At 65.6% G+C, this 13,669-nt stretch carries 15 protein-coding genes; 6 read left to right on the forward strand and 9 right to left on the reverse strand.

The window, feature by feature from the left end:
• Positions 1-18: 18 nt before the first annotated feature.
• Complete coding sequence (locus ACKI1H_RS30110) at positions 19-609, reverse strand: TetR/AcrR family transcriptional regulator (protein ID WP_440467223.1); 591 nt, start codon at positions 607-609, stop codon at positions 19-21.
• Between the two features lie 74 nt (positions 610-683).
• Entirely contained in the window at positions 684-1,574 is an 891-nt protein-coding gene (locus ACKI1H_RS30115) for a LysR substrate-binding domain-containing protein (protein ID WP_440467224.1), read from the reverse strand.
• Positions 1,575-1,681: 107 nt separating this feature from the next.
• Here ACKI1H_RS30115 and ACKI1H_RS30120 point away from each other — a divergent pair, with 107 nt between their 5' ends.
• Positions 1,682-2,089, forward strand: a complete 408-nt coding sequence (locus ACKI1H_RS30120) for a tautomerase family protein (protein ID WP_440467225.1) — start codon at positions 1,682-1,684, stop codon at positions 2,087-2,089.
• On the opposite strand, the gene ACKI1H_RS30125 is transcribed toward ACKI1H_RS30120, so the two are convergent.
• The 3 genes from ACKI1H_RS30125 to ACKI1H_RS30135 form a co-directional block, all read right to left on the reverse strand.
• Positions 2,076-2,816 (reverse strand): nitroreductase family protein, encoded by a 741-nt coding sequence (locus ACKI1H_RS30125; protein ID WP_440467226.1) that lies wholly within the window; start codon positions 2,814-2,816, stop codon positions 2,076-2,078. The genes ACKI1H_RS30120 and ACKI1H_RS30125 overlap by 14 nt on opposite strands.
• A 113-nt stretch (positions 2,817-2,929) precedes the next feature.
• Positions 2,930-3,415, reverse strand: coding sequence for a glutathione peroxidase (locus ACKI1H_RS30130; protein WP_138522109.1), 486 nt, complete (start codon positions 3,413-3,415; stop codon positions 2,930-2,932).
• A gap of 217 nt (positions 3,416-3,632) precedes the next feature.
• Positions 3,633-4,118, reverse strand: coding sequence for an FKBP-type peptidyl-prolyl cis-trans isomerase (locus ACKI1H_RS30135; RefSeq protein ID WP_017519102.1), 486 nt, complete (start codon positions 4,116-4,118; stop codon positions 3,633-3,635).
• Between ACKI1H_RS30135 and ACKI1H_RS30140 the strand changes: the two genes are divergently transcribed.
• The 4 genes from ACKI1H_RS30140 to ACKI1H_RS30155 all read left to right on the forward strand — a co-directional run bounded on the left by ACKI1H_RS30140 (position 4,087) and on the right by ACKI1H_RS30155 (position 8,794).
• Positions 4,087-4,419, forward strand: a complete 333-nt coding sequence (locus tag ACKI1H_RS30140; protein WP_440467227.1) for a DUF3565 domain-containing protein — start codon at positions 4,087-4,089, stop codon at positions 4,417-4,419. The genes ACKI1H_RS30135 and ACKI1H_RS30140 overlap by 32 nt on opposite strands.
• Before the next feature lie 2 nt (positions 4,420-4,421).
• The gene (locus tag ACKI1H_RS30145) at positions 4,422-5,612 is read left to right on the forward strand and encodes an acetate kinase (protein ID WP_440467228.1); all 1,191 of its coding nucleotides are present in this window, start codon (positions 4,422-4,424) and stop codon (positions 5,610-5,612) included.
• 61 nt (positions 5,613-5,673) lie between these two features.
• Complete coding sequence (pta, locus tag ACKI1H_RS30150) at positions 5,674-7,800, forward strand: phosphate acetyltransferase (RefSeq protein ID WP_440467229.1); 2,127 nt, start codon at positions 5,674-5,676, stop codon at positions 7,798-7,800.
• An 82-nt stretch (positions 7,801-7,882) separates the two neighbouring features.
• Entirely contained in the window at positions 7,883-8,794 is a 912-nt protein-coding gene (locus tag ACKI1H_RS30155) for an acyltransferase (protein ID WP_138522129.1), read from the forward strand.
• A 200-nt stretch (positions 8,795-8,994) separates the two neighbouring features.
• On the opposite strand, the gene ACKI1H_RS30160 is transcribed toward ACKI1H_RS30155, so the two are convergent.
• The 3 genes from ACKI1H_RS30160 to ACKI1H_RS30170 all read right to left on the reverse strand — a co-directional run bounded on the left by ACKI1H_RS30160 (position 8,995) and on the right by ACKI1H_RS30170 (position 11,537).
• On the reverse strand, positions 8,995-9,708 hold the full coding sequence (locus ACKI1H_RS30160) for an OmpA family protein (RefSeq protein WP_138216059.1): 714 nt from the start codon (positions 9,706-9,708) through the stop codon (positions 8,995-8,997).
• An 84-nt stretch (positions 9,709-9,792) separates the two neighbouring features.
• Complete coding sequence (locus ACKI1H_RS30165; protein WP_138522131.1) at positions 9,793-10,434, reverse strand: MBL fold metallo-hydrolase; 642 nt, start codon at positions 10,432-10,434, stop codon at positions 9,793-9,795.
• An 83-nt stretch (positions 10,435-10,517) separates the two neighbouring features.
• A complete protein-coding gene (locus ACKI1H_RS30170; RefSeq protein WP_138522133.1) occupies positions 10,518-11,537 on the reverse strand; it encodes an AraC family transcriptional regulator in 1,020 nt (339 codons plus the stop codon).
• Between the two features lie 121 nt (positions 11,538-11,658).
• Here ACKI1H_RS30170 and ACKI1H_RS30175 point away from each other — a divergent pair, with 121 nt between their 5' ends.
• Positions 11,659-12,498 (forward strand): metal-dependent hydrolase, encoded by an 840-nt coding sequence (locus tag ACKI1H_RS30175; RefSeq protein WP_440468931.1) that lies wholly within the window; start codon positions 11,659-11,661, stop codon positions 12,496-12,498.
• A gap of 221 nt (positions 12,499-12,719) precedes the next feature.
• Here the strand turns inward: ACKI1H_RS30175 and ACKI1H_RS30180 are convergent, their stop codons facing one another.
• The gene (locus tag ACKI1H_RS30180) at positions 12,720-13,658 is read right to left on the reverse strand and encodes an alpha/beta fold hydrolase (protein ID WP_440467230.1); all 939 of its coding nucleotides are present in this window, start codon (positions 13,656-13,658) and stop codon (positions 12,720-12,722) included.
• Between the last annotated feature and the right edge of the window lie 11 nt (positions 13,659-13,669).

The raw sequence follows: 13,669 nt of genomic DNA on the forward strand, positions 1-13,669 counted from the left end.
AGTGATGACTCAGGCAGATCAGGCCTGGAGCAAGTGCTCCAGGCGCTCGATAAAGCGTTCCACCGGTTTGAGCGAAGCGCTGACTTTCATGCGCGCCAGCACGCCCTGCCAGGCATTGCCGATGAACTCGGCCAGTTGCTCGACGTTCTCCGTGGCGGGCAACTCCCCGGCACGCTGGGCGTCCGCCAGGCAGTCGCGCAGGGTATCGATGGACTGCTGGAGAATGCCGTCGACGCGCTCGGCGATCGGCGGCGACAGCTCGGCCATCTCGAAGCTCAGGCTGCCGATGAAGCAGTGGTATTCGAGCTTCTCCTGGCGGGCGAAGTGCGCGAGCAGTTCGCGATAATAGGTGAGGATGCGCGCCCGCGGGCCCAGTGCCGGGTTGCCCAGCGCCTCGGCGTAGCGGGCCAGGCGCGGCGCGTACAGATGCTCCAGGGCCTGCAGGGCGAAGTCTTCCTTGCTTTCGAAGTAGTGATAGAAGGATCCCTTGGGGATGCCGGCAGCCTGGACGATGTCCTGCACGCCGGTGCCGTGGTAGCCGCTGCGGGTCATCGCCAGGGAGCCCTTGGCGAGGATCAGGTCACGCTTGTCGAGTCGGATGCTGTTCATGGGCGCAAGAATATGACCGGTCGTCTCGCTTTTTCCAGCACCATTGATCGCAGTGATTTTCCCTCAGAAGCGGATCAGCGAATCGCCGGGCTTTCCAGCAGCTCCGCGACGCCCTCCTGCAGCAGCTCGCGCAGGCGCTCCACCACCGCCTCCGGCTCGGCTTCGCTGCGGTGCAGACAAAGGCCCAGTGGCGCCATCATCGGCAGTCCGGCGCGCTCGGCGTCCAGCCGTTCAACGCTGGCTGGCAGGCCGATCGGCGTGCGCAAGCCGACGCCCAGCCCTGCGCCGACCGCCGCCCAGATGCCGGACAACCCGGCGCTGGTGAATGCCACGCGCCAGGCTATACCGGCCCGATCCAGCGCTGCCGTCGCCGCGCTGCGCAGCAGGCACGGCGCCTCCAGCATCACCAGCGGCAACGGTTCCGCGCCGAGGGACGGGACTGCGTCCAGCGCACCGATCCAGCATTGCGCCACCGCGCCGATGCGCTCCATGTGCGGCGTGCGCTCGCCGGTTTCCCAGGCCAGCGCCAGGTCCAGTTCACCGTTGCGGACACCTTCGATGAGCTGCTGATTGCGCGCCGTACGCACCTCGATCCGCACCTTGGGATGAGCCCGGGCGAAACGCGCCAGCACGGCGGGCAGCAGGGTTTCGCCGAAGTCTTCCTGCAGGCCGAGGCGCACTCGGCCTTCCAGCGAACCACCGCGCAAGGCGCCGGCAGCTTCGTCATTCAACTCCAGCAGGCGACGGGCGTAGCCGAGCAGCGTCTCACCCGCCTCGGTCAGCGCCATGCCGCGCCCTTCGCGGCGCAGTACGGGGGTGCCGGCTTGCTCTTCGAGCTTCTTCAACTGCGCGCTGACGGCGGAGGTGGAACGCCCCAGGCGATCTGCGGCGCGGGCGAAGCTGCCCAGTTCGATACCGGTGACGAAGGTGCGCAGCACGTCCAGGTCGAAGTTGATGCGGGCCATGACAACAATCCTGATTAATCGAACTATCGATCAAATATTTACCGATTTTCCGAATCAATCTGCCGAGCTAGCCTGAACTCGTCAATCACTCTTCGAGGAACGGCACCATGCCTACCGTCCGCATCTCCCTGCACAAGGGCAAGCAACCCGACTACCTTCGCGAACTGGCCGACACCGTCTACGACGCCATGCACGAGGCCTTCAACGTGCCGGAGGGCGATCAGTTCGTGATGATCCACCAGCACGAGGCAGGGGAGTTCGTCTTCAACCGCCACTACCTGGGCGGGCCGCGCAGCGATGACTTCGTACTGATCGCCATCACCATCGGCCGTCCGCGAGACTCGCAGACCAAGCAGGCGTTCTACCGCCGGCTGAACGTTTTGCTGGGCGAGCGACTGGGAATCGCCAGCGAGGACGTGATGGTGCAGATCACCACCAGCGAGGCGGACGACTGGTCCTTTGGTGGTGGGCGCATGGGGGTGCTGACACGGCCCGATGAGGTCAGTGCCAGCTGACGCGCTCCTCCAGCGGGAAGCGCAGGCGCGGGTTGTAGACGCCGTTGTCGGCAGCCCGCCCAGCCGCCAGCAGCATGATCGGTACCGCGCGCCGGGGAATCTGCAGCACCTGGCGCAGCCGCACCTCGTCGAAGCCCTCCAGGGGGCAAGTCGCGTAGCCGTGGCTCTGCAGGGCCAGCATCAGGTTCTGCGCCGCCAACGCGGTGGACTTCACCGCCCACAGGCGCATCTCGGCGTGGCTGTTGGGCTGGCGCATCAACGCGCGGCGCAGACCGACCACGCCGTAAAGGGCCCGCTTGAACAGGCCGCGCAGGCCAAAGGTTCCCTGGTTGTACTGGAATGGCGCGGTGCGCTCATAGAAGTGCCGGACCTTCTCCGGCACTTGCGGCTCGGGCCACTGATCGAGGACAGCCGCACAGGACTCGCGCCAGGTATCCGGCCGCGCCAGCACGGCGATCAGCACCGGCGCCGTGCGCGCCGCATTCTGGCCCAGGCACACCGGTACCAGTCGACGTCGCAACTCGGCATCGCGGATCACCTGGAAGCTCCACGGCTGCAGGTTGCAGGCATTGGGCGCCAGCACGGCCTGTTCCAGGCAGTCTCGCAGCACGGCATCCGGCACCGGTTCTTCGAGGAAACGGCGTACTGCGCGGCGCTGTTCGATGAGCGCGCGCAAGGCGTCGGGCGTGGCGGGCAGGCAGGAGGACTCGGCAGCGAAACGGCTCATGGCGGGCTCCGGAAGCAGGTCGCCCGATTAAGCCGCCACACCTGGCGTGGAACAAGACGGAGGGGAGAAATGCCGGCGGGATTGGCGCATGCGCCCTCTCCCGCCGGGGAGGATCAGGCGCCCAGCGCCTTCTCGATGGCCTGGATCAGCGCCGGATCATCCGGCGTGGTGCGCGGGCTGAAGCGGGCCAGCACGCGGCCATCCGGGCCGAGGAGGAACTTCTCGAAGTTCCAGGTGATGTCGCCGGGGAACTCGGCGCCCTCGCCCGCCAGCAGGCGGTACAGCGGGTGGCGCTCGGAGCCGTTGACCTCGAGCTTGCCCGACATGGGGAAGCTCACCCCGTAGTTCAGCGAGCAGAACGACTGGATCTCGGATTCGCTGCCCGGCTCCTGCCCGGCAAACTGGTTGCACGGCAGGCCCAGGACCACGAACCCTTGGTCCTTGTATTGCTGGTAGAGGTTTTCCAGAGCGGCGTACTGCGGGGTCAGGCCGCATTTCGAGGCGACGTTGACCACCAGCACGACCTTGCCCTTGAGCGGCGCCAGCGGCAGATCCTGGCCGTCGAGACCGTGCAGCGTCAGATCGTGAAAAGCGCTCATTGCTTGCTCCTTGAAGAAGTAGGCACGAAGTGCCCGCGCAGGGAGCGGACAATCTGTCCGTCGTGCTGCGCAATCCCAGTCGATGCGGGAAAAATGCCCTGGCCTTGTTGCAGTAGATCAGGCTGCATGAGAAAGGCGCCCGAAGGCGCCTTTCACGATTGAGCGTAGCAGCTCAATGATGGCTTCACCCGGTCGATAGCCGACCGGATGACAGCAATCAGTGGTGGTGACCACCTTCGCCATGGACGTGGCCATGGGCGACTTCTTCGGCGGAAGCGTCGCGGATGTCGACCACTTTCACCTTGAAGTTCAGGCGCTGACCGGCCAGCGGGTGGTTGCCGTCGACGATCACGTCATCGCCTTCGATGTCGCGGATGGTGACGATCTGCATGCCGCCGTCCGGAGCGGAAGCGTGGAACTGCATGCCGACTTCCAGCTCGTCCACGCCTTCGAACATTTCACGGGTCAGGGTGGCAACCAGCTCGGCGCTGTATTCGCCGTAGGCATCGGCCGGCTCGACGGTCACGTCCAGCTCGTCACCGACCTGCTTGCCTTCCAGGGCCTTTTCCAGGCCACCGATGATGTTGTGGGCACCGTGCAGGTAGACCAGCGGAGCGCCGCCGGCGGAGCTGTCGATGACCTCACCCGCGTCGTTGGTCAGGGTATAGTCGATGGAAACCGCCTTGTTGGCCGCGATCTGCATGGTTCGAAACCTATCTGATATAGAAGTTGAGCGCGTAAGTTTACGCGGCGACGCCCCCGAATGCGACCCGAAGACGGACGGACGGGACAACGCGGCCCCGCCGCGCCTGCTTGACTTTCATCAGGACGAAGACGGCCACTGGGTGGCAGTCTTGTCCTGCGGCCACACCCAGCACCTGCGCCACCAGCCGCCCTGGCAGTCGCGGCCCTGGGTGCTGGACCCGCAGCAGCGCATGGCGCAGATCGGCCGCTGGTTCCCCTGCGGCTGGTGCGCCAAGGAATCCGTCAGCAACAAGGAGTAGGCATGCCGGCTCGCAATATCCTGGTGATCAACTGCGGCAGTTCGTCGATCAAGTTCGCTCTGGTTCGAGAGGGGCGCGACGACTTCATTCTCCACGGCCTGGCCGAACGTCTTGGCGCCAACGGCGCCAGCCTGCGCTGGCAGGGCGAGACCGACGAGCAACCGCAGACCCTGGAGCTGCCGGGCGCCGACCACAAGGCCGCCCTCGCCCGCCTGTTGCCGCTGGTGGCCCAGGCCGCACAGGGAGAACTGCACGCCATCGGCCACCGCGTGGTACACGGCGGCGAGCGCTTCACCCAGGCCTCGCGCCTGACCGATGAAGTGCTCAGCGCCATCCGCGAGACCTCCCCGCTGGCGCCGCTGCACAACCCGGCGAACCTGGTCGGCATCGACGCCGCCATGGCGCTCTACCCGGACCTGCCGCACATCGCCGTGTTCGACACCGCCTTCCACCAGAGCCTGCCCGAGCGCGCCTACCGCTACGCCATCCCGGAACCGCTGTACCGCGAGCAACACGTGCGCCGCTACGGCTTCCATGGCACCAGCCATCGCTACGTCAGCCACAAGGCGGCAGAAATGAGTGGGCTGGCCGTGGGCGACAGCTACTGGCTGTCCGCGCACCTGGGCAACGGCAGCTCCACCTGCGCTATTGCCAACGGCCAGAGCCGCGACACCAGCATGGGCCTGACCCCGCTGGAAGGCCTGATGATGGGTACCCGCTCGGGCGACGTCGACCCGAACCTGCACAGCCACCTGGCGCGCACCCTGGGCTGGAGCCTGGAGAAGATCGACCATATGCTCAACCACGACAGCGGCCTGCTCGGCCTGTCGGGACTGTCCAACGACATGCGTACCCTGGAGCACGCCCGCGAGCAGGGCCACGCCAATGCCGCGCTGGCCATCGAAGTATTCTGTTACCGATTGGCCAAGTCGCTGGCCTCGCTGACCTGTGCGCTGCCACGGCTGGACGGCATCATCTTCACCGGCGGCATCGGCGAGAACTCCGCGCTGGTGCGCAACCTGACGGTCAAGCACCTGCACGTGCTCAATCTCGAACTCGACGGCGAAGCCAACGCCCGCTGCGTGCGCGGCGTCGGCGGGCCGATCCACCTCGCCGGACATCCCCGCGTGCTGGTGATCCCGACCAACGAAGAGAAACAGATCGCACTCGACACCCTGGCTGTCCTCGACTGAAGATTCATCGGTTGCGCCCCACAAGGGCACAAACCACCCCTGCACGGCTTAAGGAGCCCGGATGCACACCTTCTTCCTCGCACCGACCGGTTTCGGTGTCGGCCTGACGTCCACCAGCCTGGGCCTGATCCGCGCCCTGCAACGCGCCGGCCTGAAAGTCGGCTTCTTCAAGCCCATCGCCCAACCCCACGCCGGGGACGACGGTCCGGAACGCTCCAGCGAACTGGTTGCACGCACCCATGGCCTCAACGCACCCACCCCGCTGTCGCTGGCCAAGGTCGAGCGCATGCTCGGCGACGGCCTGCTCGACGAGCTGCTCGAGGACATCGTCGGCATGTACAACAGCGCCGCCGTGGACAAGGACGTGATGATCGTCGAAGGCATGGTGCCGACCAAGCACGCCAGCTATGCCGCGCGCATCAACGCGCACCTGGCGCGCAGCGTGGACGCCGAGGTGATCCTCGTCTCCGCGCCCGACAACGAGACGGTGAGTGAACTGTCCGACCGCATCGAGATCCTCGCCCAGCTGTTCGGCGGCCCACGCGACCCGCATCTGGCCGGCCTGATCGTGAACAAGGTGCGCGGCGGCGAAAGCGACGACATGCCGCGTGACGCCGAAGAAGCCGCACGGCTGTTCGGCGAACGCCTGAAGGAACATTCCCCGCTGCTGCGCGATGGCGATGTGCGCCTGCTCGGCTGCATTCCCTGGCAGGACGAGATGAACGCCCCGCGCACCCGCGACGTGGCTGACCTGCTGGACGCCAGCGTGCTCAATGCCGGCGACTACGAGCAACGTCGAGTGCAGAAGATCATCCTCTGCGCGCCCTCGGCGCCGAACACCGTGCACCTGCTCAAGCCCGGCGTGCTGGTGGTGGTACCGGGCGACCGTGACGACATCATCCTCGCCGCGTGCCTGGCCGCCATGAACGGCGTGCCGCTGGCCGGCCTGCTGCTGTGTTCGGGCCTGGCGCCGGACGCTCGGATCATGGAGCTGTGCCGCAGCGCGCTACAGAGCGGCCTGCCGGTGCTGACGGTGAAGACCGGTTCCTTCGACACCGCCGGCGACCTGTCGCGGATGAACAAGGAAATCCCGGTGGATGACCGCGAACGCGCCGAGCGCGTCACCGAGTTCGTCGCCGAGCACATCGACTTCGGATGGCTCAAGGACCGCTGCGGCTCCCCCCACGAGCTGCGCCTGTCGCCGCCAGTGTTCCGCTACCAGCTGACCCAGCGCGCCAACCGTGCCGGCAAGCGCATCGTCCTGCCCGAGGGCAGCGAGCCGCGCACCGTGCAGGCCGCCGCCATCTGCCATGCCCGCGGCATCGCCCGCTGCGTGCTGCTGGCCAAGCCCGACGACGTGCAGGCGGTGGCGCAGATGCTGGGCATCGTACTGCCCGAGGACCTGGAAGTGGTCGACCCGGACCTGGTTCGCAGCCGCTACGTCGAACCCATGGTGGAGCTGCGCAAGGGCAAGAGCCTGAACGCGCCGATGGCCGAGCAGCAGCTGGAGGACAACGTAGTGCTGGGCACCATGATGCTCGCCCTGGACGAAGTGGACGGGCTGGTCTCCGGCGCCATCCATACCACCGCCAACACCATCCGGCCGGCCCTGCAGCTGATCAAGACGGCGCCCGGCTACAACCTGGTGTCCTCGGTGTTCTTCATGCTGCTGCCCGACCAGGTGGTGGTCTACGGCGATTGCGCGGTGAATCCCGATCCTTCGGCCAGTGACCTGGCGGAAATCGCGCTGCAGAGTGCCGCCTCGGCGCAGTCCTTCGGCATCACTCCGCGAGTGGCGATGATCAGCTACTCCACCGGCGAGTCCGGAACCGGCGCAGATGTCGAGAAAGTCCGCGAAGCTACACGCATCGCGCGGGAAAAACGCCCCGATCTGTTGATTGACGGCCCCTTGCAGTATGATGCCGCCGCCATCGCCAGCGTGGGCCGCCAGAAGGCGCCCGATAGCCCGGTGGCCGGACGCGCCAACGTGTACGTGTTCCCCGACCTGAACACCGGGAACACCACCTACAAGGCGGTCCAGCGCAGCGCCGACTGCGTCAGCATCGGGCCGATGCTGCAGGGCCTGCGCAAACCGGTGAACGACCTGTCGCGTGGCGCGCTGGTGGACGACATCGTCTACACCATCGCGCTGACGGCGATCCAGGCGCACAACGGCAAGGACGGCTGATAACCCAAGGCACGAGGGATGTGCCCAAGAACGCATCACGCGCCCGGCCGACCGGGCGCCTACGTACAAGGACCATTCCTCGATGTTGAGTTTCCTCCCGCACACCCTGCGCGGCATCCTCGCCACCCTGATCCTGGTGACGAGCACGCTGTGCTGGTGCATTCCGCTGCTGGGCATGTCGATCATCAAGCTGCTGCTGCCCTTCAACGCCGCCCAACTGGCGCTGAGCAAAATCATGAGCGTGATCGCCGAAAGCTGGATCACCTGCAACAAGGGCTGGATGAACCTCGTCCGCAGCACCGGCTGGAACGTACAGGGCCTGCAAGGGCTGCACTACGACCATTCCTACCTGGTCACCAGCAACCACCAGAGCTGGGTGGACATCCTCGTCCTGCAGTACCAGCTCAACCGCCGCATTCCCCTGCTGCGCTTCTTCCTCAAGCAGGAGCTGATCTGGGTCCCGGTGATCGGCCTGTGCTGGTGGGCGCTCGATTTCCCCTTCATGAAGCGCTACACCAAGGCCTACCTGGCCAAGCACCCGGAAAAGAAAGGCAAGGACCTGGAAACCACCCGCAAGGCGTGCGCCAAGTTCAGCCGCATCCCGGTGGCGATCTTCAACTTCCTCGAAGGCACCCGCTTCACCCAGGCCAAGCATGACGAGCAGAACTCGCCGTTCCAGCACCTGCTCAAGCCCAAGGCCGGCGGCATCGCCTTCGTTCTCGACGCCATGGGCGAGCAGCTGCGCACCCTGGTCAACGTCACCATTCACTATCCCGATGGTCGCCCGACCTTCTGGTGCCTGCTGTCCGGCCGCCTGCGTTCGGTGGTGGTGCGCTTCGAGGAGATGGAAATCCCCCGCCAGTTCATTGGCAAGAGTTATGACCAGGACGAGGGCTACCGCGCCGAGTTCCAGTTGTGGGTGAACCAGCTGTGGGAGCGCAAGGACCAGTTGCTGAGCCAGCTGCACCGCGAGTTCCCTGCCGCCAGAGCCTGATGCCTACCTGGAAAATCCTGCGCGGGCCTCAACCCTCGCCCCCACCCTCTCCCTGAAGGGAGAGGGTTAGGGAGAGGGAAATTCCAGGCAAGGACTTTCAGGAAGAGACAGTCACCTTTACAGGTTAAATCCGCTGCCCCCCCCAATGTCTGCGGAAACGAAAAAGCCCGCCAATCGGCGGGCTTTTTCATGGGCGCTGATTACTGCTGGTACTGCTGAGTCTGCGCGTTGGGCAGGGCCTTCAGGTTCACTTCCACGCGGCGGTTCTGTGCGCGGCCGTTGGCGTCGGCGTTGGAGGCAACCGGCTGGTCCGGGCCCATGCCACGGGTGCTGACGCGAGTACCGTCGACACCCTGGGAGGTCAGGTAGGTTGCAACGGACTGCGCGCGACGCTGGGACAGGTCCATGTTGTGCTGGCGGCTGCCGGTGCTGTCGGTGTAGCCGACGATCTCGATGCTGTTCTGGTTGAACTCCTTGAAGGAGTTGGCCAGGTTGTTCAGCGGGGTGTAGAAGGACGGCGCGATGTTCGCCGAGTCGGTGGCGAAGGTGATGTTGCCCGGCATGATCAGCTTGATGTCGTCACCCTGGCGCTCGACCTGCACGCCGGTGCCCTGCATCTGCTGACGCAGCTTGGCTTCCTGCTTGTCGGCGTAGTAGCCGTAGCCGGCGGCGGCAGCACCGATGGCGGCGGCGCCAATCATCGCGCCCTTGCCACGGTTGTCGTGGTTGATCGCGGCACCGGCGACGGCGCCGGCCAGCGCACCGAGCGCACCGTACTTGGCGGTCTTGCTCATGCCGCCTTCGGCCGGCGGGGCCTGGGTGTTGGGGTCATAGGGATTCTGGGAGGCGCAACCGGCCATGAGGGCAAAGGCGGTGGCAGCCGCGACCATGGACAGACTACGTGCGGTGAACATGTCGGATGACTCCTCGAATAGCGAAACACCCATTAGTGGGCGGCAGGTTAGAGCTTAGGTCGTGCAAATAATTCCGTAGCAACCTTAAGCACGGATGAAGGGGTTTTCCCGCATCTCGTCGCCCAGGCAGGTATCCGGCCCATGCCCGGTGACCACGGTCGCCTCTTCGTCCAGCGAATACAGGCGGTCGCGGATCGAGCGTTCGATGGTGGCGTAGTCGCCGCCCCACAGGTCGGTACGGCCAATACTGCGGCGGAACAGGGTATCGCCGGCGATCAGCAACTTGTCTTGGGGAAACCAGAAGCTCATGGAGCCGGGGGTATGCCCCGGCGTGTGCAGCGCCACACCACAGCCGCAGGCCAGCTCCTCGTCGTCGGCCAGCCACTGGTCCGGCGCGGGCACCGGCGTATAGGGCACGCCGAACATGCGGCACTGCATTTCCAGGTTGTCCCAGAGGAACTGGTCGTCCTTGTGCAGGTGCAGGGTCGCGCCGGTCTTCTCCTTCATCTGCCCGGAGGCGAGGAAGTGATCCAGGTGGGCGTGGGTGTGGATGATGCTGACCACTTTCAGCCCCAGCGCATCGAGGCGCTGCAGGATCAGTTCGTGGTCGCCGCCCGGATCGACGACGATGGCCTTCTTCGTCAGCGGGTCGCCGATGATGGTGCAGTTGCACTGCAAGGGGCCGACAGGGAAGGTTTCGCGGATCAGGGCAGGCTGGTCGCTCATCGAAGACTCGCTCGGTTGCGGAAGAACACGGCGCACATTTTCGCCGATTCCGCCCTGCCCTGGCGAGTCGATGGATCGAGTGTTCAGTCGTCCTGGCGGTAGTCCGTGGGCAGCTTGCCGGTCCACTTGCGGAAGGCCCGGCGGAAGTTCGACGGGTCGTTGAAGCCCAGCAGCAGCGCGATCTCGTAGAGCGGCAGGTGGGTCGTGGTGAGGTATTGCAGCGCCAGGCGCTTGCGTACGTCGTCGAGCACTTCCTGGTAGGTGGTGCCCAGGTTCGAAAGATGTCGACGCAGGCTGCGGCCGCTGGTGTGCAGGTCGGCGGCCACGCTTTCCAGGTCGGGGAATTCGCCGGGGCGCGCCAGCAGCAGGCGGCGGATGCGGGTCAGCAGGCCTTCCTGCACGTCCAGCGTGGCCAGCAACGCCTCGCACTGCTGCTCGCACATCTGCACCGTGGCCGGGTTGGCCAGCGCCATGGGCCGCGCCAGGTACTCGCTGGGCAGGCCGATGAAGTGGAAAGGCTGGTCAAACAGCACTTCACAGCCGAACACCTCGGCGTAGCGCTCGACGTAGGCGGGCTCAGCATGGGCGAAGCCCACACTGACCCCCTGCAAGGGTTCGCCGACGAGGAAGCGGGCGATGGTATGCAGGCTGGTCATCAGGCCTTCGGCGGCGAAGCGGCTGGTGGGACCGAGGGGAATCGACTCGCTGGCGCGCAGGTAGGACACGCCGCCGTCCTCCACCATTTCCAGGTCGTAGGCCAGGCCGAGCACACGGTAGTACTTCAGGGCGAAAGCAATGGCGCGTCCGAGGTTGGCGCTGGAGAGCACCGCATAGCCGAGGATGCCGTGGGTGGAGACGTTCAGCCGCTGCCCCAGCAGCAGGCCGAAGGCCGGCTCGTTGCAGTGCACCAGGGCGGTACTGGAGAGCTGATGGAAGTCGATGAAGGACAGGCGGCCGTTGGGGCTCTGCAGCACCTCGGGGCGCACACGGGCCAGCTCGAACAGGCGCACACGCGGCACGCCCAGCTCTTCGGCGAGATCGAGAAGCGCCTGCGCATAGGCGACAGGCACCAGTTCGGCGGTGAAATTGAGCGGTTGTTTCATCGTTCTTCTTATAGTGACCGCTGGCCGGATATGACCGGAAAGTTGGCAGACAATAACCTTGTGACGCTTTCCCTACAAGCCCAGAGTAATGACCATGGACAACCACAACAATGGAGCCGCCATGGCCAGCACCACCCCCGCAGGACTGGAGATCAAGCCCCGGCACATGGACTTCGATCTGCCCGATCCGCTGCCGCGCCACTGGCACGGCGGAGACGCCTTCAAGTCCCACCTGTTCGATGCCATGTCGGTACTCTTCCCCGACGGCGAACGCTTCTTCATCGACTCGGTGCGGCAGTTCCGCGAGCAGATCACCGACCCGGTGCTCAAGGAGCAGATCCGTGGCTTCATCGGCCAGGAGGGCCACCACAGCCGTGAGCACCTGACCTATAGCCAGCGCCTGCGCGACCAGGGCTACGACATCACCGCCATCGAGAAGCGCGCCCAGGCGCGCATCCGCTTCACCCAGAAGAAATTCCCGGCCAAGCGCCAATTGGCCGCGACTGCCGCACTGGAACACATCACCGCGATCATGGCCAACGGGCTGCTGACCGACCCGCGCACCATGGAAGGCGCCGACCCGGTGATGCAGCGCCTGTGGCGCTGGCACGCGCTGGAGGAAACCGAGCACAAGGCAGTGGCCTTCGACGTCTACAACCAGGTCTGCGGTAGCCGCAAGCTGCTGCGCCGGGCGATGCGCATGGCCACCTTCTTCTTCGTGCTGGATACCTTCCGCGGGCTGGTGCACATGCTCAAGGTGGACGGCCTGCTGTGGAACTGGCGCGTCTGGCGTGACGGCATCAAGTGGACCTGGGGCAAGCACGGCGTGTTCCGCCCGCTGCTGCGTGAATACATGGACTTCTTCAAGTCCGACTTCCACCCCTGGCAGCACAACAACCTCGATGTGCTCTACGAAGTGCGCAAGGAGTACGACCCGCAGCCACTGGCTCACGCTGGCTGATCCGCCCTTCGCTTCGCACACCGCCCCGCCTTGCCGGGGCGGTGTCGTTTCCAGTGCCGACCGCGGACTTCCCCGTAGGATGGGTGGAGCGCAGCGATACCCATGCTGTCGGCGCGCGGGAACCGATGGGTATCGCTTCGCTCCACACCATCCTACGAAAAGCGCTTGGGCAGAACGAAAAGCCCGGCACATGGCCGGGCTTTTCATTGAGCGATCAACAGTCAGGCATGCAGGAAGCGAAGCGCATCCGCCGCCGACTCCTCGGGGATTTCTTCCATCGGGATATGCCCCACGCCCGGGTAGACCTTCACTTCGATCCCCGGAACATCGCGCTGCCACATCGGCACGTGGCGCGGCGAAATCCAGCGATCGCGCTCGCCCCACATCAGCAGCGTCGGCACCTTCAGCGCGGCGACGCGGTTGGGGGTGGTAGGCAGCTCCTCGCGGTTGGCCTTCACCAGCACGCGGAAGATATCGATCATCGCGCGGCGGTTGCCCGGCCGGCGGCTGATGTCGTAGTAACGGTCGATTACGCCCGGCTTGATCTTGCGTGCATCGCCGTAGACTTCCTTGATGCCCTGAGCCACCAGGGCGCGCGGCATCCACATCGGCATCATGAGGCCGGCACCGGGCAGCACCGCACTGGCGATCATCAGCGGGACCTTCTGCATGTAGTAGCCGGCCGGGTCGATCAGGATCAGCCGCTCGACGCGGTGGGCATTGGCCAGCGCATAGTTCCAGGCGATGTAGCCGCCCAGGGAGTTACCGGCGATGGACACCTGCTTGAGGTCCAGGCGGTCGAGGAACATCCCGAACACCTTCACCAGGCGCTCGCCGTCGTACTCGCGGTCCTGGCCGCCACCGGTGAGGCCGAAGCCGGGCACATCGAGGCGGATGATGCGGAAGTGCTCGGCCAGCTCGACGACCCAGCCATCCCAGGTGTGCAAGGAGGCCATCACACCGTGGACCATCACCAGCACCGGCTTGTCCGGGCTGCCTTCGTCGCGGTAGTGGATATCGAAACCGTCGACGTGGATGAACTTCGAGCCGGATTCGGGCGAAGCGTAGCGCGCCTTCAGCGCGGCCAGTGGCAGCGGGCCGAAACCGTAGCGGGCCAGGCCCTCGGCCAGCGGCGGTTGCACAGACAATGTGGCGGTCATGGACGAGTGAC

This window comes from Pseudomonas sp. YH-1 (assembly GCF_051990045.1).
GTDB classification, from domain to species: Bacteria; Pseudomonadota; Gammaproteobacteria; order Pseudomonadales; family Pseudomonadaceae; genus Pseudomonas; species Pseudomonas nicosulfuronedens.